The organism is Verrucosispora sioxanthis (genome assembly GCF_010560025.1).
GTDB lineage: Bacteria > Actinomycetota > Actinomycetes > Mycobacteriales > Micromonosporaceae > Micromonospora > Micromonospora palythoicola.
The window spans coordinates 548,708-570,394 of the sequence record NZ_SAIY01000005.1 but is presented as its reverse complement, the minus strand read 5'-3'; the positions used below and the strand labels follow the sequence as shown (position 1 = coordinate 570,394).

The following is a 21,687-nucleotide window of genomic DNA, read 5'->3' as shown; positions in this document are numbered from 1 at the left end:
GCTGTTCCGGCCCGTTTCAGTCGGGCGCCGACCGGGTCAGCTCCGCCAGCCGGCTGGTCAGCTCGGCGGTGCCGCGGTGTCCCTTCTCCCGGTACGTCTCCAGCGCGGTGCTCAGCTCCGTGAGTGCCCGAGCGCGCTCGCGGCGGGCCAGGTGGGCGTGCCCCAGTTCCTCGCGTGCCTCTGCCTCGATCAGCACGTCCCCGGCCAGCCGGGCCTGCTCGACGGCGCGTTGTCCCAGCCGTAGGGTCTCCAGCGGCTGCCCGGCGCGGCGGTGGGTCCGTGCCAGCCCGACCAGGATCTCCGCCATGTCCCGGGCTCCGCAGTGCGTCTCGGCGAGCGCCAACGCCGTCCGGTAGTGCTCCACCGCGTGGTCGAGCCGTCCGGCGAGCTGGTGGGCCTCGCCCAGGTTACTGGCGACCAGGGCACGCAGATGACCGGCGTCGGGCAGGGCGCGGCTGCGCTCCTCGGCCTGGGTGAGCCGCCGGATCGCCTCGGCGGGACGCCCGGCGTTGTTCTCGATCGCCGCGAGGTTCAGCAGCGCCGTCGCCGCGCCGAGCTGGTCGCCCTCGGCGACCCGCAGCTCGTACGCCCGGGCGCAGTGACCGGCCGCCTCGTCGTGCCGGCCGAGCAGGCTGAGCGGGATCGCCAACCGGCCGCTGAGCATGGCCTCGCCCCGGGCGTCGCCGACCTGCCGCGCGGCTCGGACACCACGTGTGTACAGGTCGATCCAGCGGTCGCGTTGGTGACGGCGGAACAGCCAGCCGTACATCGCCGCGGCGATCTGCCAGGCGAGTTGCGGATGGTCCGCCTCGGCCCGCTCGACGGCCGCCACCAGGTTGTCGGCCTCCGCGTCCAGCCAGGCCAGCGCGGCCGGCAGGTCGGCGAAGCGTACCGGGGACCCGGCGGTGTCGAAGTTGGGCCGTTCCGCCGGACGCAGCACGCGGTCGGCCGCGGCGGCGGTGTTCCGGTAGAAGGTGAGCGTCCGCTCCAGTGCCGCCGTCGCCGCGACCGGGTCGGCGGCAGCCTGTTCGGCGGCGAACAGCCGGACCAGGTCGTGCATCTGATGGCGGCCGTCGACGGAGCGCACCAGGTGAACGGCGGCCAACCGGTCGAGCAGGTCCCGGGTCACGGGCGGTGGCAGCCCGGCCAGCGCCGCGCACGCGTCGGTGCCGGGACGCTGCCCCGGGTGCACGCCGAGCAGGTGGAACATGGTGCGGCTCGGACCGTCCAGCGCGGTGAGGGAGACCTGGAGGGCCGCTCGTACCGAGACGTCCTCCGCCGTCAGCAGGCCGATCCGGTCGCCCTCGGCGGCGAGCCTCCCGGCCAGCGCCGTTCCGCCGCCGAACTCGCCCAGCCGCGCGGCGGCGATCCGAGCGCCAGCGGCAGCCGGTCGCACAGTTCGGCGATCCGGCGCAGCTCCGCCGACTCGTCCGCCGCCGAGGCAGCGAGCCCCTGCCGGAGGAGGTGCTGTGCGTCGGATTCGGTGAGCGGGGCGAGGACGACCTGGGTGGCGCCGTGGGTGGCGACCAGGCCGTCGAGGCGACGCCGACTGGTGATCAGCACGAGACTGCTACCGGCGCCCGGCAGCAACGGCCGGACCTGGTGCGAGGAGTCGGCGTTGTCCAGCAGGATCAGCACCGGCTGGCCGGCCAGCTCGGAGCGGTAGCGGGCGGCCCGCTCGTCGAGGTCGGCGGGAATGGCGTCCCCGGGCACGCCGAGGGCCCGCAGGAACCGCTCCAGCACCGTGGCGGGGGCGACCGGCTCGGCGGTGCCGCGCAGGTCGGCGTACAGGTGGGCGGCGGGCCGCTGGTGCAGCCGGGCGTGGGCGAACCGCAGGGCGAGCGCCGTCTTGCCGACCCCGGCGGGACCGACGAGCGCGACGATCCGGCTGCCGGTGCGCACGGCGGCGTCGAGGTGCGTCAGCTCGGCCCGCCGCCCGACGAAGCCGCCCGGTTCCGCGGGCAGTTCGGCCGGTCCCGGCGGGAGCGTCGGGGTGGACATGGCGACGTCTGGCGGCGATCCGTCCGGTTCGACGGCGCGGAGCAGGGTGAGGTGCAGGTGCCGCAGTTCGTCACTCGGGTCGGCGCCCAGTTCGGCGGCGAGCCAGCGCCGGTGCTGCTCGTAGGCCCGCAGCGCGTCGCCGGGGCGGTGGCTGGCGGCGAGGGCGCGCATGAGCGACAGGGTGAAGCGTTCCCGGCTGGGGTGCTGCGCGGCGAGCGGGCCCAGCCGTTCGACGAGCACACCGGCGTCGGCGTCCGTGTTCAGCTCAGCCTCGAAGAGCTGCTCCAGGGCGGTCAACCGGGCATCCTCGAGCGATTCGACCTCGGGTGGTGGCGGTTGGCGGGGCAGCCACCCACCGAAGGCCGGCCCCCGCCACAGGGCGAGGGCTTCGCGCAGCAGGTCTCGCCGCTGCGGCCAGTCGAGCGCCCCGTCAGCAACGCCGCCGCGGGCAACCAACAGCCGGAACCGGTGCACGTCGACGGTGGTGGGATCGAGCAGCATCCGGTAGCCGCTGCCGTCGGTCAGGATGGTCAGCTGCTCGTCGCCGATGCCGGCGGCGGTCAGGGCGGTGCGCAGCTCGGACACCCGCGAGTGCACCATGGCGCGGGCGGTGCGCGGTGCGCGGGCGGACCACAGCAGGTCGACGAGCTCACTTGTCGACACCAGTGTGTTGGCGCGTAGCGCGAGTATCCCGAGCAGGAGACGGTGCAGCCGGCGACCGACGGCGACGGGCCGCTCGTGGTGCCGGATCTCGACGGGACCGAGCAGGTGTAACTCCACGGACGTCCTCTGCGGCGCGGCGAACGGGACTCGCCGCGAGTTTAGGACCAGACGGGAAGGCTGCTACCGGGGCACCGGAACATGGCGGACCGCCACCGGTGCCGGCGAGGCGTCCGGCACCGGCGGGGCCGGCCTTCGCCGGGCCGGCCCCGCGCCGAGTGGTCGGCGAAGGACGCTGCAGGCGGACCTGTCGGCCCGCCCGCCCCCGAATGGTCCTTCGCCGTGCGTGCGGTCGTGACGGCGCCTCGCCTGGGAGGACATCGGCCGGTGGGCGGGTCGCGACACCGCCGGCCGTTGCCGTCGGTCTGCGTCCCGTCACCGAAGTCGCCGCACGTCCGCCCGCCAGCATTACCGCTGGACCTTCCCGTTCCCTTCCCGCTCGGCTGCGAGCTGCGGTTTCGCCGGGAGGCCACCGGCTGCCGGCCGGCCACGTCGGGGCGGTTGTTGTCGGCGGTACGGACTAGAGTCGCAGCCGTGACAGCTACGACCCCGCGCCTGCTCCTCGTCGACGGACACTCCCTGGCCTACCGGGCGTTCTTCGCCCTGCCGGTGGAGAACTTCTCCACCACGACCGGGCAGCCGACAAACGCGGTCTACGGCTTCACCTCGATGTTGATCAATGTGTTGCGGGACGAGCAACCGACCCACATCGTCGTCGCCTTCGACGTGTCCCGCCGGTCCTTCCGCACCGAGAAGTACGCGGAGTACAAGGCGGGCCGCAGTGAGACCCCGACCGACTTCAAGGGCCAGGTCAGCCTGGTGAAGGAGGTCCTGGCGGCGCTGCGGGTGCCGGTGGTGGAGAAGGAGGGCTACGAGGCCGACGACGTCATCGCCACCCTGGCCTGCCAGGCCCGTGACCAGGGCATGCCGGTGCTGATCTGCACCGGTGACCGGGACGCGTTCCAGTTGGTCGACGAGCAGATCACCGTGCTCTACCCGCGCAAGGGCGTCTCCGACCTGGCGCGGATGGACCCGGCGGCGGTCGAGACGAAGTACGGCGTGACCCCCGGCCGTTACCGTGACCTGGCCGCCCTGGTCGGCGAGACCAGCGACAACCTGCCCGGCATCCCCGGCGTCGGCCCGAAGACCGCGGCGAAGTGGATCAACACCTACGGTGGGGTGGTGGGCGTCATCGCCCGGGCCGACGAGATCAAGGGCAAGGCGGGGGACAGTCTCCGGGAACGGCTCGCCGACGTGATCCGCAACTACGAGATCAACCAGCTGGTCGCCGACCTGGAGCTACCGGTGCGCCCCGAGGACGCCCGCTGGCAGGGATGGGACCGGGAGGCGGTGCACCAGGTCTTCGACACGCTTCAGTTCCGCATCCTGCGCGACCGTCTCTACCAGTACCTGGAGGCGGTCGAGCCGGAGGCGGAGTCGGGCTTCGACCTGGTCGGTGAGGTGCTGGCCGAGCCCGGGGCGCTGGCTGGCTGGCTGGCGACGCACGCACCGGCCGGCACCGGGGTCGGCGTCGCGGTCAAGCTCGACACCGGGCCGAACCGCCGGCACACCGCCACCGTCACCGGGATGGCGCTGGCCACCGCCGACGGCGCGGCGGCCTGGTTCGACCCGGCTCAGCTGGAAGCCGCCGACGAGGCGGCGCTGGCGGCGTGGCTGGCCGACGAGACCCGGCCCAAGGTGCTGCACGACAGCAAACCGGCCGTGCTCGCCTTCGCCGCGCACGGCTGGGCGCTGGCCGGCATCGCCCGCGACACCCAGATCGCCGCGTACCTTGCCCGCCCCGACCAGCGCTCCTACGACCTGACCGACCTGGCACTGCGCTACCTGCATCGGGAGCTGCGGGTCGACGCACCGGAGTCCGGCCAGCTGACCCTCGACGGTCTTGGCGGCGACGGCGCGGCCGAGCAGAACCTCATGCTGCACGCCCGCGCCACCCTCGACCTGGCCGACGCGATCGACGCGGAGCTGTCCCGCGACGGGGAGCAGTCGGCCCGGCTGATGGCCGGGGTGGAGCTGCCGCTGATGCGGGTGCTGGCGCAGTTGGAGCGCACCGGCATCGCCGCGGACACCGACTACCTGACGGAGTTGGAGGCGCACTTCGCCGCCGAGGTGAAGGCGGCCGCGCAGGGCGCGTACGAGGCGGTGGGGCGGGAGTTCAACCTCGGCTCGCCCAAGCAGTTGCAGGAGATCCTCTTCGGTGAGCTGAATCTGCCCAAGACCAAGCGGATCAAGACGGGTTACACCACCGACGCCGACGCGTTGCAGTGGCTCTACGCGCAGAACCCGCATCCGGTGCTGGCCCACCTGCTGCGGCACCGCGACGTGGCCAAACTCAAGTCGACGGTGGACGGGCTGCTCAAGTCGGTCTCCGACGACGGGCGCATCCACACCACGTTCAACCAGACGGTGGCCGCCACCGGACGGCTCTCCTCCACCGAGCCCAACCTGCAGAACATCCCCATCCGTACCGAGGAGGGGCGCCGGATCCGCCGCGCCTTCGTGGTTGGTGAGGGCTTCGAGTGCCTGCTGACCGCCGACTACAGCCAGATCGAAATGCGGATCATGGCGCACCTGTCGGCCGACGACGCGCTGATCCAGGCGTTCAACTCCGGCGCCGACTTCCACGCCGCGACGGCCTCGTCGGTCTTCACGGTGCCGCTGGCGGAGGTCACCCCGGACCAGCGGCGCAAGATCAAGGCGATGAACTACGGCCTGGCGTACGGGCTCAGCGCCTTCGGTCTGTCCCAGCAGCTCGGCATCAGCGCCGAGGAGGCGCGCGGGTTGATGGAGAACTACTTCGCCGGGTTCGGCGGCGTGCGGGACTACCTCCAGGAGGTGGTCGCCCGGGCCCGCCAGGACGGCTACACCTCCACCATTCTCGGCCGCCGGCGTTACCTGCCCGACCTGGTCAGCGACAACCGGCAGCGGCGGGAGATGGCCGAGCGGATGGCGCTCAACGCCCCCATCCAGGGTTCCGCGGCGGACATCATCAAGGTCGCCATGCTGCACGTCGACACCGCCCTGCGCGACGCCGGGCTGCGCTCCCGGATGCTGCTGCAGGTGCACGACGAGCTGGTCTTCGAGGTGGCACCCGGCGAACGGGCGGCGCTCGAGGAACTGGTCCGACGTGAGATGGGTGGGGCGTACCCGCTGTCGGTGCCGCTGGAGGTGTCGGTGGGTGACGGCCGCGACTGGAACAGCGCCGACCACTGAGCCGGTCTCGGAGGGGTTTCGGGGCCGCCCTGGAGGGGCTTCGGGGTACCCGTGGAAGGGGTTTCGGGGCAGCCCGACCCGCTCCGGGCGGTCAGGCTTGATCCCTGCGCGGGTCGGGCTGCCCCGAAACCCTGACGTGGTCGCGGAACGCGGGTCGGTCACGGGCATGTGGACGAACCGTGCGTTGATGGCAGGCAGTTTCGGGGAAGTTGCTGTTTCCAGGGCCGGCTGACACATCGACTTCGCCGGAGTTGTCGCCTGCTGGTGCTGGTGCTGGTGTGGTGGTGGGTGGGTGGGGTGCGCGGGTTGTGGGTTCAGCGGGCGGGGCCGCGGCGGGACTTGGGTGGGGTGCCGTGGCGGTCGAGGGCCTTGCGGGAGGGGCCGCCGGGCGGTGGCAGCGGTGCCTTGACCGGGTCGTGGCCCCAGTTCATCAGCGAGTACCGCCACCGGGTGTCGCGCACGTCGCCGCTGGGCCGCTGGGCCATGTGCCGCCGCACGTACCCGACGACCTTGCGCATGTGCTTGTAGTCGGCCTCGGTCAGTTGGCCACGCTTGCGGCGCAACAGATCGATGATCTTTCGGCCGGACTCGTGGCCGACCGTCTCGCCGCCGCCGCTGCCCTTCCGCCGCCAGCCGACATGCTTGGACTCGTCGGTGTCCAGCCACGTGGACAGCTCGCCGGGCTTCATGTTCACCGCCTCGGTGAACTCCCGGTAGGTCTGGTCGGGGTCGTCACGACTGCTCACGGCGCAACACCTCCGGGCGGTGGGCCACATCCCGGCCCGAGTCGTCGTTGCGGATGCGGTACTGCGGCTGCTCCGGTGTCGCGTTCACGGCGTGCCCGCGTACGTGGGTGCGTTCGGTCAGCTTCTCCTTGACCACACCGTGGGCCCGGCCGCTGTGGCTGGCCCAGGAGACGTGGTCGCCGGTGCGGAACTCCTCGTCGGCCATGCCGCCCGGGTACCCGGGCACCTTCGGGGAAAACGCCGCCGCCCTGCCCCGGCCGTGCCGAAGGCCGGCGGACGGGTAGGGCGGCGGCGCCGGTCACCTCAGGACGCGTCGGTCCGGGTCGAGCGAGCGGGGCAGCGTGATGACGATCCACTCGTTGTCCTCGGCCACCTCGGCGGTACGACCGGTCGAGAACGGGAAGTTGTTGTCGTTGAGCACCGCCACCCGCCGCTTGTCCAGGATCACCACGTTCTCGATGGTCTGGAAGGGGAACGTGAAGGTGGTGTCGAAGCCACCCAGCCGCTTCGGGTTGGCGACGTTCATCAGATCGACGAGCAGGGTCTTGTCCAGCAGGCCGTCCCGGTCCCGGTCGCGGGCGTCGGCGACGTAGAGCCGCTTGACCACTGCGGTGGGGCCCTGACCGCCGTCCCGCTCGATGATCAGGAAGCGGTGCCGGTCGATCGCGATCGCGTCGCCGATCGCGAGGTTCGGCGCTTCGAGTCGGTAGGTGAGACGCTTGCCGGTGTAGCGGCCGGTGCGCCTGTCGAACTCGTTGAGCCGCAACTGGCCGGGAGCGTCACCGGCGACGGTGCCCTCCAGCAGCGCGTAGAGATGGCGGCCGTCGGGGGAGGCGGCCAGGCCCTCGAAGCCCCGGCTGCTGGCGAGGGTGGCGGGGACGCCGGTGCGCGCGGCGGTTTCCGGGGCGACCACACCGTCGAGCGGGATCGGCGCCCGCAGCAGTCGGCCGGCCCGGTCGAAGTGCAGTAGGTACGGTCCGAACTCGTCGCCGATCCAGTAGCTGCCGTCGGCTGCCTTGACGATCGACTCGATGTCGAAGTCGGCGCCGGTGAGCACCCGGTCGGTGCGGGTCAACTGCCACGGCACGTGCCCGTCGGGGTCGGTGAGGTTGATCCCGCCGACCACGTCGACGTCGCCGGTGGCGAACACCGGAGCGAGCCGCTGGATGCGCAGCAGGAAGTCCGCCGAGTTCGCCTGGTTGCCGTAGCCGTTGTCGGACAGCACGTCGAAGGTGCCGTCGCCGTTGTCGGCGATACCGGAGAAGCCCTGGATCGGCTGGTCGGCGAAGGGTGTGGGGTAGCCGTTGGTGTTGCCGGTGACGAGGCTGCCGGAGGGCTCGCTGCCGGGTACGAAGGTGGCGGCCGGCAGCGACGCGAAACCCGTGAGGGTCGGCCTGGCGGTCGTCGGCGCACCGGCGAAGGACGCGGTGCCGCCCAGGGTGAGGGCGAGGGTGAGGACGCCGGCACCGGCGAGTGCCCGCCCCAGGCGGGTGGCGGTGATCTGTCTCATGCGCCCGGACGTTAGGGAGCGCGGGTGAACTGGGGGAAACCTGGCGATGGCCACCGTCGGGCGTCCGGTGACCGGTTTGTCCGGCGGTCGGCTATCCGGTGAGGTCGCGGACCGGAAGTTTGATCTCGAACGGTTCGGTCAGCTCGATCAGCTCGGCGCTGTCGGAGACGAGTTCGTACTGTCGCTCCCCGCCCGGCCCGATCCGGTCGCCGAGGCGGTACGCGTACACGTGCACCGGGTTCTGCTCGATGCGCCAGTAGAAGGGGATGCCGGCGGCGGCGTACTCGCCCGGCTTGGCGAACCGGTCGACCCGGCGGGTGCCCGGCGAGACGACCTCGACGGCCAGCACGACGTCCGCCGGCCGCAGCCGGGACCGGTCGGATGGCAGCCCGGCGCGGCAGAGCAGCACGTCCGGTTGCCGGCTGGTGTTGTGGCTGAGCCCGACGCCGACCGCCTGGGCGGCGCGCAGGTGTGCCGGCGCGTGGGCTCGCAACCACGACGTCAGCAGGAATGAGATGTCCTGATGGCCCAGGGTGGGGGAAGGTGTCACGTGGATGACTCCGTCGACGAGTTCGACGCGGGGGGCGTCGTCCGGCAGAGCGAGCAGGTCCTCCAGCGTGTAGTCCGCACGCTGCTGCCGCATCGGGTCCGGACACCAGGGGCCAGGTGATGTCGGGACGGGCTCGGCGCTCATGCCGGCCCTCCGCCGAGCTGCGGGCCGGCATGAGGCACCACGGCACCGCGTCGATGATTCGCTCGCTGGCGCACGCTCATGACGTGAGCGTAACGCCACCCCGGGACGGCGGCGTCGCACTCGCTGTCCGCGACGGCGCCGGACCGGACAGCCGGCAGGCTCACTCGGCCGGTTTCTCGGTGATGAAGATGGCGGTGCCGGGGAAGAGTCGGCCGCGCAGCGGGCTCCACTGCCCCCAGATCCCCTCGTGTCCCTCCGGCCACCGCGGTTCCACCAGGTCCAGCAGCCGGAACCCGGCACCCACCAGCTCGCGGACCCGGTCGCCGAGGGTGCGGTGCTGTTCGACGTAGCTGGCCCGGCCGTGTTCGTCCAGCTCTACGTACGGCCGGGTGTCGAAGTACGAGTGCACCGCGGTCAACCCGCCCTCCCCGGGATCGTCCAGGAAGATCCACCGCATCGGGTGGGTGACCGAGAAGACCCACCGGCCGCCGGGACGCAGCACCCGGTGCACCTGGCCCATCAGCGCCGCCGAGTCCTCGACGAACGGGACCGCGCCGAACGCCGTGCAGGCGATGTCGAAGCTCTGGTCGGCGAAGGGCAACGCGAGCGCGTCGGCCTGCGCCAGCGGTACGCGTACCCCGCTGCGGGTGTTGGCCTGGGCCGCGTGCCGCAACATGCCGGCGGAGAGGTCCACCGCGACCGGCCGGGCGCCCTGGGTGGCGAGCCAGCGGGAGCAGGACGCCGCGCCGCAGCCCACCTCCAGCACCCGTCGCCTGCACACGTCACCGAGCAGTCGGGCGTCTGCCTCGCGCAGGCCCTCCGGGCACCAGACGAAGTCCACGTCCCCCAGGAAGTCGCCGTGTTCTGCCTGGTACGCGTCGGCGTCGGCGTCCCACCAGCGTCGGTTGGCGGTGCGGGCCTCGGCGTCACCCACCCGGCGGCGGGTCACCCGGTCGTCGTCGTTCACCAGGCCACGCTAGGCCCTCACGCTGGGAGGGCGGGCGGCGGGCCGGTGGGGTGTCTGGTCGAAATCTCCGCTTTGGCGGCTGGTGCGCCGACGAGTAGGCGGGAGGGCTTGCACGCTGTGGTAATGCAGCAGGTAGGGTAGACGATGCGCTCGCGGATCGTGTGCCTCGGCAGGGAGCAGGTGCGCGGTCGACGGAGTCACATCAAGATCTCGTTCAGCGATTTCCAGGTGGGCCCGCCGACAAATCCGTTGGCGCGCACAGGTCACCGCGACACCAGCCTGCTGTGACACACCATCCGACCGGAGCAACCGCCCACATGACGAGCAGCATCGAGGCCCCCTCGAGCGCCACCAAGGTCACCGTCGACGATCTCGGCTCAGAGGAGGCTTTCCTCGCCGCGATCGACGAGACCATCAAGTACTTCAACGACGGCGACATTGTCGAAGGCACCGTCGTCAAGGTCGATCGGGACGAGGTCCTGCTCGACATCGGCTACAAGACCGAGGGTGTCATCCCCTCTCGGGAGTTGTCGATCAAGCACGACGTGGACCCGGCAGAGGTCGTCTCGGTGGGTGACCACATCGAGGCCCTTGTCCTTCAGAAGGAGGACAAGGAGGGTCGGCTGATCCTCTCCAAGAAGCGGGCGCAGTACGAGCGGGCCTGGGGCACGATCGAGAAGATCAAGGACGAGGACGGCGTCGTCCGCGGTTCCGTCATCGAGGTGGTCAAGGGTGGCCTCATCCTCGACATCGGGCTGCGTGGCTTCCTGCCGGCCTCCCTGGTCGAGATGCGGCGGGTGCGTGACCTGCAGCCGTACGTCGGCCGCGAGCTCGAAGCCAAGATCATCGAGCTGGACAAGAACCGCAACAACGTGGTGCTGTCCCGCCGGGCCTGGCTGGAGCAGACGCAGTCCGAGGTGCGCACCGAGTTCCTCAACAAGCTCCAGAAGGGGCAGGTCCGCAAGGGCGTCGTCTCCTCGATCGTCAACTTCGGCGCCTTCGTCGACCTGGGCGGCGTGGACGGCCTGGTGCACGTCTCCGAGCTGTCCTGGAAGCACATCGACCACCCGTCCGAGGTCGTCGAGGTGGGCCAGGAGGTCGAGGTCGAGGTCCTGGACGTCGACCTGGACCGTGAGCGGGTCTCGCTGTCGCTGAAGGCGACCCAGGAGGACCCGTGGCGTCAGTTCGCCCGCACCCACGCCATCCAGCAGATCGTGCCGGGTAAGGTCACCAAGCTGGTGCCGTTCGGTGCCTTCGTCCGGGTGGACGACGGCATCGAGGGCCTGGTGCACATCTCCGAGCTGGCCGAGCGTCACGTGGAGATCCCCGAGCAGGTCGTCCAGGTCGGCTCCGAGGTCATGGTCAAGGTCATCGACATCGACCTGGAGCGTCGCCGGATCTCGCTGTCGCTCAAGCAGGCCAACGAGGGCTTTGTCGAGGGCGAGGAGCACTTCGACCCGACCCTCTACGGCATGGCCGCGACCTACGACACCGAGGGCAACTACATCTACCCGGAGGGCTTCGACCCGGAGACGGGCGAGTGGCTCGAGGGGTACGACAAGCAGCGCGAGACCTGGGAGAACCAGTACGCCGAGGCGCGGCAGCGCTGGGAGGCGCACCAGAAGCAGGTGCAGACGTCCCGGGCCGCCGAGGCCGAGGCCGCCGCGAACCCGCAGCCGGCCCCCGCGGCCGGCGGCACCACCACCTCGACCAGCGCGGCGCCGAGCCGGCAGGCCGAGGAGCCGGCGGGCACGCTGGCCACCGACGAGGCGCTCGCCGCACTGCGGGAGAAGCTCGCCGGCGGCAAGTGACCCGATGACACCTTCGGTTCGGCGCGTCTGACGCCCCGCCGAGACCCGAAGCTGTCGGCTGACCACAGAGGGCCCCGCCCCGACCCCGGTACTCCGGGTCGGAGCGGGGCCCTCCTCGTCCCCGTTGATCATGAGGTTGACGGCACTTTGAAGATCAACAATTGCCGTCAACCTCATGATCAACGCAGGGTGGGTGGGGCGGGGTTGGCGGGGGTGGGGTGATCGGGTTGACTGGGTGCCGTGCTGAGGGTGGGGTTGACCGGTGGGATCGGTTCGGGCAAGAGCGCGGTGGCCGGACGGCTGGTCGAGCGGGGTGCGATACTCATCGACGCCGATCAGCTCGCCCGGGAGGTGGTCGCGCCCGGCACCGAGGGTCTCGCCGAGGTCGTCGCCGCCTTCTCCGACCGGGTGCTGGACGCCGACGGGGCCCTGGACCGGGCTGCCCTGGGTGAGTTGGTGTTCGCCGACGAGTCGGCCCGGCGCCGGCTGGAGGCGATCGTCCACGGTCGGGTCCGGGCCCGTACCGTCGAGCTGACCGCCGCCGCCCCGGCGGACGCCGTGGTGGTCAACGACGTCCCGTTGCTGGCCGAGGTGGGGTTGGCGCCCACGTACCACCTGGTGGTCGTGGTGCAGGCGGGGGTGCACATCCGGTTGGCGCGGCTGGCCCGTGATCGGGGGATGAGCCGGGCGGAGGCGCAGCGCCGGATCGCCGCCCAGGCCGACGACGCCCGCCGCGCGGCGGTGGCGGACGTGTTGCTGGCCAACGAGGGCACCCTCGACGACCTGCACGCGGCGGTCGACGCGCTCTGGCGTGACCGGCTGGTGCCCTTCGAGGACAACGTGCGTCACCGGCGGGCGGTGCGGGCGGGCCGGGTGACGCTTGTCGAGCCGAACCCGAGTTGGCCCCAGCAGTACGCCCGGCTGGCGGACCGGATCCGGCACGCGATCGCCCCCGCCGACCTGCGGATCGACCACATCGGCTCGACCGCGATGACCGGGTTGGCCGCCAAGGATGTCATCGACATCCAGCTCAGCGTGCCGTCCCTCGCCGACGCCGACGGTGTGTTGGCCGAGCGGCTGGCCGACGCCGGTTTCCCCCGGTTGCCGGGCGACTGGTGGGACAGCCCCCGACCAGCCGGTGGCGACCGGTGGGCGAAGCGGCTGCACGGCAACGCCGACCCGGCCCGACCGGTGCATCTGCACCTGCGGGTGACCGGTTCGCCGGGCTGGCGGTACGCCCTGCTGATGCGCGACCACCTGCGCGCCGACCCCGACCGACGGGCCGCGTACCTGGTGCTCAAGCGGGAGCTGGCGGCGTCCGCGCCGGACAGCGGCGCGTACGCCACGGCGAAGGACCCGTGGTTCGACGAGGAGCACCTCCGGGCGGAGGAGTGGGCCGCACGCACCGGTTGGCGCCCCTGAGGGGCGGGTTGCCGCGGCGACGTGGGTGCGCATCCGGCGGTCGGGTCAGCGTTTCCGCGGCGGCGTCAGCCGTGGTACCCGTCCCGGGGTCAGGTCGAGCTGCGCCCAGGCGCCGGAGCGGGTCGACAGTTCCAGCCGGCGCAGCGTCCCGGACCGGTCGACCCAGTAGCGCAGCGGTCCGCGGCCGGTGTCGACCTGCACCACGTCGACGCTGGTGCCGGCGAGGCTGTCGCCGCGTACCCGTACCGTCCCGCCCCCGCGTCGGGGTGCTGAGCGGCCCGCAGCGCGGCGGCCACCAGCGGGTCGACGGCCTGCGTGCGATGCGGTCCCGTCCGCCAGCCGGTGGCCGGTGGCGGCAGTGGCGGACGTGCCGACCCGCCGCCGTCGATGCGGGTGACCTGGCGGCGGTGGTGACGGACCAGGGTGCGTCGTGCGTCCGTGTCGAGGTCGGTCACCGCGAGGTACGCGCTGTCCGACGTCCAGCTCAGCCAGCCGCTGCCGCGCAGGTTGGTGGCGGCCGAGACGGGCATGGTCAGGGTGGCCGTCGCCCCGCCGACGGCGCGCAGGCGGGACGGCATTCGTCGCCAGCGGTCCCGTTCCGCTGGGGTCAGGGCGCGGGCAGGCCCGGGCGACCGCCGAGCGCCTCGACGGGTCGAAGCGTCGGACGGTCGGCCCGGTTCAGGGCCACCGTGACCGGTCCGATCCCGGTCACGTCGGTGAGTACGCGGTGCAGGCGGCCGGCCCGGTCCAGCCAGTAGCGGGTGGGGGCGGCGGTGTCCGGCGTGGCGGCAGCGGGGGTGCGGCTCGCCGGTACGACCGGGTTCGGGGTGGCGACCTCCAGTACGTCGACCGGCTCACCGTTGAGGTGCTCCCGGCCCACCCAGCGACCGGCCCACCGGTCCGCCGGATCGGGCCGGTCGGCGGCGAGCGCGAAGATCAGCCCGAGCAGCGGTGCGAGATCCGGGTCGGCGGGCAGCCGCCAACCGTCGGCCGGTGGCACCAGGGGCGGCATGGCCGGCGTCGGTACGGCCGTCGGGTCGGGTCTGATCACCAGCACGGTGGGGGTGGCCTGGGCAAGACCGCGCGACGCGCCCGCGCCCGGGCCCCCACGTCGAGGTAGGCCAGCCCCCGGGCCCAGTCGACCCAGCCGAGCAGGTCGGTGCGGGTGGCGCCGGCGCCGGCGGTGACGTGCAACCCGGCCCGCAACTCGCGGTAGTTGGCCACCCGCATGGTGGCCAGGCGTTCCCGTTCGGCCGGGGTCAGGTCCCGTGGCGGCGGGCCGTCCGGTGCCCAGTTGACGAGCGTGGCCACCAGCGTCACGCCGGAGAGCACCGCGGTGAGCGCCAGCCCGGCGAGGGTGAAGCGGCGTCGGCGGTTGGGTACCCGTCGTGGGTCGTCGGCCGCGGCGGCCGTGCCGGCCAGATCTTCCTCCTCGGCCCGGTTCCCGGCGGCCAGGTCGAGCAGGCCGCCGGAGACCACGGCCCGGCGGACGCCCGGCCGTGGCTGCGCCGACGCGGTGCCGGCCAGGTTGAGGACCGCGGGCGGTGCGAGACCGGCCCGGTGGCGGTTGCCCGCGCGGTGCCGGCGGGGTGCGCACGGGCGTGACCGGTCGGTCCGGCATGTCCACCGCCGCCCGGGCTGCCGCCGCCGGCCGGGGCGCCGGCCCGGGTCGGATCGGTGCGCGGCTCGTCGGGTACGCGGCGACGGCTGTCGGACGGCGGTTGTGAGCTGCTCTCCACGGGAGGATGAACGGTGCGGACCACGCGGGGGTGACGAGCAGGGGCGCCCGCGGCGGCCGGTCAGCGCGCTCCGCGCGACCACGTCCGGTGCGCACGCCAGGCATGCCGGGTGCTGCGACCCTCGGTGCCGGGGGTGGCGTGGCCTGTGCGGCCCGCCACCGGCCCGGTCGGCCGCCGCGAGCGGCCTACGGGAAAAGCGTAGCGGGGTGAGAAGAACCACACAATGCGAATATCGAAGCCGATCAGATGCCGCACGTAGTCGCCGGGGCGGACCGGCTCTGACTGTCGGAGCCCCGGCGTACCGTTGAGGTCATGGCGCTCGACATACCCCGGCTCGACGGCCGTTTCCAGGTCATCAGTGATTTCCAGCCGGCCGGTGACCAGCCGGCGGCGATCGACGACCTGGAGCGGCGGGTGCGTCGCGGCGACCGCCACACGGTGCTGCTCGGCGCGACCGGCACGGGCAAGAGCGCCACCACCGCCTGGCTGATCGAGCGGCTGCAACGTCCCACGCTGGTGCTGGCCCCCAACAAGACGCTCTGCGCGCAGTTGGCGAAGGAGTTCAGCGAGCTGCTGCCGGACAACGCGGTGGAATACTTCGTCTCGTACTACGACTACTACCAGCCCGAGGCGTACATCCCGCAGACCGACACATACATCGAGAAGGACTCCTCGATCAACGAGGAGGTCGAGCGGCTGCGGCACTCGGCGACGATGTCGCTGCTCACCCGACGCGACGTGGTCGTGGTCGCGACGGTGTCGGCGATCTACGGGCTGGGCACCCCGGAGGAGTACCTCGACCGGGCGGTACGGGTGGCGGTCGGCCAGGAGCTCGACCGGGACCAGCTGCTGCGTCGCCTGGTCGACATCCAGTACACCCGCAACGACATGGCCTTCCAGCGCGGCACCTTCCGGGTCCGCGGCGACACGCTGGAGATCATTCCGGCGTACGAGGAACTCGCCGTGCGCATCGAGCTCTTCGGCGACGAGGTGGAGAAGCTCTACTACCTCAACCCGTTGACCGGTGACGTGGTGCGCGAGGTGGACCATCTGCTGATCTTCCCGGCGACGCACTACGCGGCGGGTCCGGAGCGGATGGAGCGGGCGGTCCGCGACATCGAGACGGAGCTGGGCGAGCGGCTGGCCGAGCTGGAACGGCAGGGCAAGCTGCTGGAGGCGCAGCGGCTGCGGATGCGCACCACGTACGACATCGAGATGATGCGGCAGGTGGGCTTCTGCTCGGGCATCGAGAACTACTCGATGCACATCGACGGCCGGCTGCCCGGCAGCCCGCCGCACTGCCTGCTGGACTACTTCCCCGACGACTTCCTCACCGTGGTCGACGAGTCGCACGTGACGATTCCCCAGATCGGCGGCATGTACGAGGGCGACGCCTCGCGCAAGCGGATGCTCATCGACCACGGATTCCGGCTGCCCAGCGCCGCCGACAACCGACCGCTGCGGTTCGACGAGTTCCTGGAGCGGGTCGGCCAGATGGTCTTCCTGTCGGCGACCCCGGGTCCGTGGGAGCTGGAGCACGCCCAGGGCGAGTTCGTGGAGCAGGTGATCCGCCCGACCGGGCTGGTCGACCCGGAGGTGGTGGTCAAGCCCACCAAGGGGCAGATCGACGACCTGATGCACGAGATCAAGCTGCGTACCGAGCGCGACGAACGGGTGCTGGTCACCACGCTGACCAAGAAGATGGCCGAGGACCTGTCCGACTACCTCCTGGAGAACGGCATCCGGGTGCGTTACCTGCACTCCGAGGTCGACACGCTGCGCCGGGTGGAGCTGCTGCGCGAGCTGCGCCGTGGCGACTACGACGTGCTGGTCGGCATCAACCTGCTGCGGGAGGGCCTCGACCTGCCCGAGGTGTCGCTGGTGGCGATCCTGGACGCGGACAAGGAGGGCTTCCTGCGCAGCGGCCGGTCGTTGATCCAGACCATCGGCCGGGCGGCCCGTAACGTCTCCGGCCAGGTGCACATGTACGCCGACAAGGTCACCCCGTCGATGGCGGACGCGATCGAGGAGACGAACCGGCGTCGCGCCAAGCAGATCGCGCACAACGAGGCGCACGGCGTCAGCCCGGAGCCGCTGCGCAAGAAGATCCACGACATCCTCGACGACATCTACCGTGAGGCGGAGGACACCGAGGCGACGCGGGTCGGTGGGGCGGTGCGGCAGCTGTCCCGGGGTAAGGCGCCGGTCAAGGAGACCCGCAGCCGGGCCCGGGGCGGGGCGGCCACCCCGGCGCGCGAGGGCATGGCACGGGCCGAGCTGGCGCAGCTCATCCAGGAGCTCAACGACCAGATGCTGGCCGCCGCGCGGGAGCTGCAGTTCGAGTTGGCCGCCCGGATCCGCGACGAGGTCGCCGACCTCAAGAAGGAGCTGCGCGGCATGGACGCCGCTGGCGTGCGATAGCCGCCGCCGGCTGGACAATCCACTTCCTACGGTGGGGGGATAGCGGAATGCGAGCGTCCTATTGCGCTAAGTGATCGCCGTGCGTACTCTCCCTCGGTGGGAGGCAGGGATGCCGTTGCCAACGAGTCCGGTCATTCGACGTGCGCGACTGGGCGCCGAGCTGCGTCAGCTACGCCGGCGGGAGGCGCTGACGCTGGAACAGGTGTGTGAGCGGCTCGGTTGGGCGTCCACCTCCAAGCTGTCCCGCATCGAGCTGGGGCAGAGCCGCCCCGACCTGGCCGACGTGCTCGATCTGCTCGATGTCTACGAGGTGCCGTCGCGGCAGCGCGACGCCCTGATCGTCATCGCCCGGGACGCCGCGACCAGTCGGGGCTGGTGGAAGTCGCTCGGGGAGATGGGCGAGCGGCAGCGCACGTACGCCGAACTCGAAGCCGGCGCGGCGGGCATCGTGGAGTACCAGCCGGCGATCGTGCCCGGCCTGCTGCAGACCCCGGCGTACGCCCGACTGCGCATCGTCGCCGGTCAGCTCATCGATGCGACGGTGGACGTGGAGGCCGACCTGCGGGCCCGGGCCGCCCGGCAGGCGGTGCTGCGCCGCGTCGAACCGCCCCGCTACACGGCGCTGCTCACCGAGCTGGCCTGTGAACCGGGCGACGACCCGGTGGAGGTGTGGCGCGAGCAGTTGGCGCAGCTGCTCGAACTGGCCGCGCTGCCGCACGTGACGATCCGGCTGCTGCGGGTCGGTGCGGGCCGGCGCCCGTTGCCGCTGACCCCCTTCTCCTGTTACTCCTTCCCGGACCCGGCGGACCCGCGCACGGTGATGTTGGAGGCGCTGACCACGGATGTGCGACTGACCACCGCGACGGACGTCGACAGGTACGAACGGATGACCGACTGCCTGCTGGAGACGGCGTTGCCGGAGGAGGAGACGCTGCGGGCCCTGGCCCGCCGGCTCGACGGGTGACACATCGCCCCGGTCGTGCGCAGCGTCGGCAGGTCACGCACGCAAAGGCGTCGGCACCGGACCCGGCGCCCCCGAAGCCGTCGGGGTCGGTGCCGACGCGAGACGCACGATAGGTGGACGGTGTGACACTTTCTCGACTCGGTGCGTGGTGCTCGGGTGTCGGTCAGGCGGGCACGTCGACGAAGTGCTCGACCCGCGGCGGGGTGGCGAAGTGCGGACCGATCAACTCCCGCCAGCCGACGAAGCGTTCCGTGGCCCGGAAGTTCCGCTCGTGAGCCTCGACGGTGTCCCACTCGACAAGCAGCACGAAGCGGGTGGGGGACTCCAGGCCCCGGGTCATGCGTACCGAGCGGCAGCCGGGCGTGCCGGCGAGCAACGGATGCCCCTGGGCGTAGGCGGCGGCGAACGCCTCCTCGTGGCCGGGGATGACGTCGATGAGCGCAACCTCGAGGACCATGGCGGCAGCCTGCCACACCGCTGCCGGGTCCAGGCCGGGGCCGGTCGGTTGCCCCATCCGCTGGCCGCCCGTGCCGGACCAGCCACCGTAGTAACCCATCCTCCTAGGATGCCTAGCGGGGGTGAGGTGGCCGGCACCGCGCGTAGGGCGTACCGTGTGCCGGTTGCTGGGTGGCGGCCGGAGGAATGAAACTGTGAACGTGTCCGGACTGGTGTGGGCGGCTACGCTCGTGGCGCTGACCACGGTCCTCGTGGTGGACCTGCTCATCATCGGGCGCCGGCCTCACGAGCCGAGCGTGCGGGAGTCGAGTCTCTGGGTCGCCTTCTACGTCGGGTTGGCCCTGCTGTTCGGTGGCGGACTCTGGCTCACCGCCGGCGCGAGCGTGGCGGGGCAGTTCTACACCGGCTGGCTGACCGAGTACAGCCTCTCGGTGGACAACCTCTTCGTCTTCGTGATCATCATGGCCCGCTTCGCGGTTCCCCGGCAGTACCAGCAGAAGGTGCTGCTCATCGGCATCGTCCTCGCGCTCGTCATGCGGGGCGGTTTCATCGCCGCCGGCGCCGCGTTGATCTCGCAGTTCACCTGGGTCTTCTACGTCTTCGGAGCGTTCCTGATCTACACCGCGATCAACCTCGCCCGGCAGGGTGAGTCGAGCGAGGAGGAGTTCACCGAGAACGTCCTCATCCGCTGGAGCCGGCGGGCGCTGCCCATCTCGCGGAGTTACGAGGGTGCCCGGGTCACGGTGCGGGAGAACGGCCGGCGATTGTTCACCCCGATGCTCATCGTCATGATCGCCATCGGTACCACCGACCTGATCTTCGCTCTCGACTCGATTCCGGCGATCTTCGGGATCACCCAGGAGCCGTACCTGGTCTTCACCGCAAACGTCTTCGCGCTGATGGGCCTGCGGCAGCTCTACTTCCTTCTCGGCGGGCTGCTGGACCGGTTGATCTACCTGAGCCACGGCCTCGCGGTGGTGCTCGGTTTCATCGGGGTCAAGCTGATCCTGGAGGCGCTCGCGGACAACAACCTCCCGTTCATCAACAACGGTGAGCACGTCGGGTGGGCACCGCACATCCCGATCTGGCTGTCGCTGCTGGTCATCCTGGGCACTCTGGCGGTGGCCACGGCGGCGAGCCTGGTCAGATCCTCGCGGGACCGGCGACGCGAGCTGGCCTCAGCTCGTCGCTGAGCCCTACCGTCGGCGCGGTGCCGCACCGGGCGCGTCCCGGCCGGACGGCGTCCGTCGGTTGGCACCCGCCGCCGCGTTCGAACGACGGGCACCTTTCGAAACGATCATCGGGTACGGCACCCTGTACATGAGGGGGCGATATGACCAGTCAGCGAGCGGGCGGTTCGGACTGGACGCTCGTCGGGGCGCCCAACGCGCGGGACCTCGGTGGACTGATCGGCGTGTCCGGCCGGCGGGTGCGGCCCGGCCAGCTGATCCGTACGCCGGCGTTGGGCCGGCTCACCGACGAGGACCTGCCGGTGCTGGCGAAGCTCGAACCGGCCTGCGTGGTGGACCTTCGCGCCGAGTCCGAGGTGTCGGTGGCGCCGCCGGACCGGCTGGTCGGCGAGCCGACCGTGGTGCACCTGCCGGTGCACGACCCGGCGCATCCGGTCTTCACGTACGTCTCGGCCGTGCTGCTCGGCCACGACCTGAGCGAGTACGCGGAGCTGGCGCGGCAGGGGACACCGGCGGCGATGGCGGCCATCTACCGCTGGTTCGTCACCGGAGACTCGGCCCGGCGGGGGTTCGCCGCCGCCGTGCGGTTGGTGGCCGACGAGCGTAACCTGCCGTTGGTCTATCACTGCTCGGCGGGCAAGGACCGCACCGGTTGGCTGACCGTGGTGCTGCTGCACGCCCTGGGGGTGGACGAGGCCGCGATCCGCGCCGACTACCTGGCCCACAACCCGCTGACGGAGAGCCTGCGCGAGGTGCTCGTCGACGCGATGCGGCAGCGCCACCCGGGCCTCGACGAGGCGGCGGTCCGGCCGGTGCTGGAGGTCCGCCCGGAGTACCTCGACGCCGCGTACGCACAGGTGCGGCAGGTGCACGGGTCGTTCGGGGCGTACCTGCGCGACGGTCTGGGGATCACCGAGGAGACGGTGGCGGCGCTGCGGGCGAACCTGCTGGAGTGAGCGTGCCGAGGTCGTGGCGGGCCTGCCACACCTCGCGGGAGATGTCGGCCACCAGCTGGTTGGCGTCGACGTCGGCCCGGGCGTCGGTCTGGTCGTCGCCGACGGTGGTGCAGACGACGAGCAGGTAGGCCTCGGCGTCGGCGGGGTAGACCACCGCCGCGCCGTGTCGTACGCCGCGTACCCAGCCGTTCTTGTGGGCGAGTCGGACGCCGGCTGGCACCCCTTCGGCGATGTCCTGACGGATCTGTTGGGCACAGAGCACGTCCAGCATGGCGGTGCAGCCGGCCGGTGAGGCGATCGGACCGGGGCGGGTGGCGCCGGTGGCGACGGCGCCGAGCAGGGCGGCCAGGTCGGCGGCGGTGACCAGGTTGGTGATCTGCGCCTCGCGGGCGGCGAAGTCCTCGATGCCGCGCCCGGTGACGCTGTTCCGGGCGCCGGCGCGTTGCCAGACCTGCGCCACGGCGGGCAGTCCGACGTGTTCGATGACCAGGTTGGTGGCGAGGTTGCTGGACCGGACGATCATCCGTTCGGCGAGCCAGCGCAGCGACGCCTGCTCGCCGAGGCGGTCCCACACGGCCCCGTCGTTGTCGTAGGCGCGACGGCAGGAGTACGGCGGGGCGTCCGGCCGGGCGGAGGTGAACCGGTTGACGACCTCGACCGGGGCGTCCGGGTCGAGGTGGCCGGCCTCCGCGGCGCGGTGCAGCGCGGCGAGCACGGCCAACTTCATCGTGCTCGCCGCGTAGTGGGTGGCCTCGGCCTGCCGGGTCCAGGTGGGTGGGGCGTCGAGCCGCCCCGCGTACACCGAGATCGTGCCGGGCTCCCGGTCCAGCCGCGCGTGGAGATCGGCTGCGGCCAT

At 71.8% G+C, this 21,687-nt stretch carries 20 protein-coding genes; 8 read left to right on the top strand and 12 right to left on the bottom strand.

The window, feature by feature from the left end; all coding sequences use genetic code 11:
- Positions 1–16 precede the first annotated feature (16 nt).
- Both ENC19_RS31460 and ENC19_RS18255 read right to left on the bottom strand, forming a co-directional pair.
- Complete coding sequence (locus ENC19_RS31460) at positions 17–1,396, bottom strand: tetratricopeptide repeat protein (protein ID WP_164448322.1); 1,380 nt, start codon at positions 1,394–1,396, stop codon at positions 17–19.
- Positions 1,282–2,781 carry an AfsR/SARP family transcriptional regulator gene (locus tag ENC19_RS18255; protein WP_164448321.1) on the bottom strand — a complete coding sequence of 500 codons (1,500 nt, stop codon included), beginning with the start codon at positions 2,779–2,781 and terminating at the stop codon, positions 1,282–1,284. The genes ENC19_RS31460 and ENC19_RS18255 overlap by 115 nt, the downstream gene beginning before the upstream one ends.
- Before the next feature lie 474 nt (positions 2,782–3,255).
- Here ENC19_RS18255 and polA point away from each other — a divergent pair, with 474 nt between their 5' ends.
- Positions 3,256–5,955 carry a DNA polymerase I gene (gene polA, locus ENC19_RS18250; RefSeq protein ID WP_164448320.1) on the top strand — a complete coding sequence of 900 codons (2,700 nt, stop codon included), beginning with the start codon at positions 3,256–3,258 and terminating at the stop codon, positions 5,953–5,955.
- Positions 5,956–6,269: 314 nt separating this feature from the next.
- Here polA and ENC19_RS18245 read toward each other — a convergent pair whose 3' ends face one another.
- The 5 genes from ENC19_RS18245 to ENC19_RS18225 all read right to left on the bottom strand — a co-directional run bounded on the left by ENC19_RS18245 (position 6,270) and on the right by ENC19_RS18225 (position 9,872).
- Positions 6,270–6,701: a DUF3140 domain-containing protein gene (locus ENC19_RS18245; RefSeq protein ID WP_164448319.1), complete on the bottom strand. Its 432-nt coding sequence runs from the start codon at positions 6,699–6,701 to the stop codon at positions 6,270–6,272.
- Entirely contained in the window at positions 6,688–6,906 is a 219-nt protein-coding gene (locus tag ENC19_RS18240; protein WP_164448318.1) for a hypervirulence associated TUDOR domain-containing protein, read from the bottom strand. The genes ENC19_RS18245 and ENC19_RS18240 overlap by 14 nt, the downstream gene beginning before the upstream one ends.
- 93 nt (positions 6,907–6,999) lie before the next feature.
- The gene (locus ENC19_RS18235) at positions 7,000–8,211 is read right to left on the bottom strand and encodes an esterase-like activity of phytase family protein (protein WP_164448317.1); all 1,212 of its coding nucleotides are present in this window, start codon (positions 8,209–8,211) and stop codon (positions 7,000–7,002) included.
- A 91-nt stretch (positions 8,212–8,302) separates the two neighbouring features.
- Positions 8,303–8,905 (bottom strand): Uma2 family endonuclease, encoded by a 603-nt coding sequence (locus ENC19_RS18230; protein ID WP_235944861.1) that lies wholly within the window; start codon positions 8,903–8,905, stop codon positions 8,303–8,305.
- Between the two features lie 160 nt (positions 8,906–9,065).
- Positions 9,066–9,872 (bottom strand): class I SAM-dependent methyltransferase, encoded by an 807-nt coding sequence (locus ENC19_RS18225; RefSeq protein WP_164448316.1) that lies wholly within the window; start codon positions 9,870–9,872, stop codon positions 9,066–9,068.
- A 317-nt stretch (positions 9,873–10,189) separates the two neighbouring features.
- Between ENC19_RS18225 and rpsA the strand changes: the two genes are divergently transcribed.
- Both rpsA and coaE read left to right on the top strand, forming a co-directional pair.
- A complete protein-coding gene (gene rpsA, locus ENC19_RS18220) occupies positions 10,190–11,683 on the top strand; it encodes a 30S ribosomal protein S1 (protein WP_099844791.1) in 1,494 nt (497 codons plus the stop codon).
- A 240-nt stretch (positions 11,684–11,923) separates the two neighbouring features.
- Entirely contained in the window at positions 11,924–13,105 is a 1,182-nt protein-coding gene (gene coaE, locus ENC19_RS18215; RefSeq protein ID WP_164448315.1) for a dephospho-CoA kinase, read from the top strand.
- A 45-nt stretch (positions 13,106–13,150) separates the two neighbouring features.
- On the opposite strand, the gene ENC19_RS18210 is transcribed toward coaE, so the two are convergent.
- The 3 genes from ENC19_RS18210 to ENC19_RS18200 all read right to left on the bottom strand — a co-directional run bounded on the left by ENC19_RS18210 (position 13,151) and on the right by ENC19_RS18200 (position 14,584).
- Positions 13,151–13,306 carry a hypothetical protein gene (locus tag ENC19_RS18210; RefSeq protein ID WP_164448314.1) on the bottom strand — a complete coding sequence of 52 codons (156 nt, stop codon included), beginning with the start codon at positions 13,304–13,306 and terminating at the stop codon, positions 13,151–13,153.
- A 406-nt stretch (positions 13,307–13,712) separates the two neighbouring features.
- Positions 13,713–14,156, bottom strand: a complete 444-nt coding sequence (locus ENC19_RS18205; protein ID WP_164448313.1) for a hypothetical protein — start codon at positions 14,154–14,156, stop codon at positions 13,713–13,715.
- Complete coding sequence (locus tag ENC19_RS18200) at positions 14,153–14,584, bottom strand: hypothetical protein (RefSeq protein WP_164448312.1); 432 nt, start codon at positions 14,582–14,584, stop codon at positions 14,153–14,155. Before ENC19_RS18200 ends, ENC19_RS18205 begins: the two co-directional genes overlap by 4 nt.
- Positions 14,585–14,706: 122 nt before the next feature.
- Between ENC19_RS18200 and ENC19_RS31025 the strand changes: the two genes are divergently transcribed.
- The 3 genes from ENC19_RS31025 to ENC19_RS18190 all read left to right on the top strand — a co-directional run bounded on the left by ENC19_RS31025 (position 14,707) and on the right by ENC19_RS18190 (position 18,229).
- Positions 14,707–14,832, top strand: a complete 126-nt coding sequence (locus tag ENC19_RS31025) for a hypothetical protein (RefSeq protein WP_268968045.1) — start codon at positions 14,707–14,709, stop codon at positions 14,830–14,832.
- 324 nt (positions 14,833–15,156) lie between these two features.
- The gene (uvrB, locus tag ENC19_RS18195; protein ID WP_164448311.1) at positions 15,157–17,265 is read left to right on the top strand and encodes an excinuclease ABC subunit UvrB; all 2,109 of its coding nucleotides are present in this window, start codon (positions 15,157–15,159) and stop codon (positions 17,263–17,265) included.
- 109 nt (positions 17,266–17,374) lie between these two features.
- Positions 17,375–18,229 (top strand): helix-turn-helix domain-containing protein, encoded by an 855-nt coding sequence (locus ENC19_RS18190; protein WP_164448310.1) that lies wholly within the window; start codon positions 17,375–17,377, stop codon positions 18,227–18,229.
- Positions 18,230–18,392: 163 nt separating this feature from the next.
- On the opposite strand, the gene ENC19_RS18185 is transcribed toward ENC19_RS18190, so the two are convergent.
- Positions 18,393–18,686 (bottom strand): antibiotic biosynthesis monooxygenase family protein, encoded by a 294-nt coding sequence (locus ENC19_RS18185; RefSeq protein WP_164448396.1) that lies wholly within the window; start codon positions 18,684–18,686, stop codon positions 18,393–18,395.
- Positions 18,687–18,879: 193 nt separating this feature from the next.
- Here ENC19_RS18185 and ENC19_RS18180 point away from each other — a divergent pair, with 193 nt between their 5' ends.
- Both ENC19_RS18180 and ENC19_RS18175 read left to right on the top strand, forming a co-directional pair.
- Entirely contained in the window at positions 18,880–19,878 is a 999-nt protein-coding gene (locus tag ENC19_RS18180; protein WP_164448309.1) for a TerC family protein, read from the top strand.
- 140 nt (positions 19,879–20,018) lie between these two features.
- Complete coding sequence (locus tag ENC19_RS18175) at positions 20,019–20,831, top strand: tyrosine-protein phosphatase (RefSeq protein WP_164448308.1); 813 nt, start codon at positions 20,019–20,021, stop codon at positions 20,829–20,831.
- Here ENC19_RS18175 and ENC19_RS18170 read toward each other — a convergent pair.
- A complete protein-coding gene (locus ENC19_RS18170) occupies positions 20,785–21,687 on the bottom strand; it encodes a serine hydrolase (RefSeq protein ID WP_164448307.1) in 903 nt (300 codons plus the stop codon). The genes ENC19_RS18175 and ENC19_RS18170 overlap by 47 nt on opposite strands.

Bases quoted from the DNA above. Each gene is read 5' to 3' on its own strand.
- ENC19_RS18240 (WP_164448318.1), bottom strand. From the start codon at position 6,906: ATGGCCGACGAGGAGTTCCGCACCGGCGACCACGTCTCCTGGGCCAGC.
- ENC19_RS18185 (WP_164448396.1), bottom strand. From the start codon at position 18,686: ATGGTCCTCGAGGTTGCGCTCATCGACGTCATCCCCGGCCACGAGGAG.
- ENC19_RS18170 (WP_164448307.1), bottom strand. From the start codon at position 21,687: ATGGCCGCAGCCGATCTCCACGCGCGGCTGGACCGGGAGCCCGGCACG.
- ENC19_RS18175 (WP_164448308.1), top strand. From the start codon at position 20,019: ATGACCAGTCAGCGAGCGGGCGGTTCGGACTGGACGCTCGTCGGGGCG.
- ENC19_RS18235 (WP_164448317.1), bottom strand. From the start codon at position 8,211: ATGAGACAGATCACCGCCACCCGCCTGGGGCGGGCACTCGCCGGTGCC.
- ENC19_RS18230 (WP_235944861.1), bottom strand. From the start codon at position 8,905: ATGAGCGCCGAGCCCGTCCCGACATCACCTGGCCCCTGGTGTCCGGAC.
- rpsA (WP_099844791.1), top strand. From the start codon at position 10,190: ATGACGAGCAGCATCGAGGCCCCCTCGAGCGCCACCAAGGTCACCGTC.
- ENC19_RS18190 (WP_164448310.1), top strand. From the start codon at position 17,375: ATGCCGTTGCCAACGAGTCCGGTCATTCGACGTGCGCGACTGGGCGCC.
- uvrB (WP_164448311.1), top strand. From the start codon at position 15,157: ATGGCGCTCGACATACCCCGGCTCGACGGCCGTTTCCAGGTCATCAGT.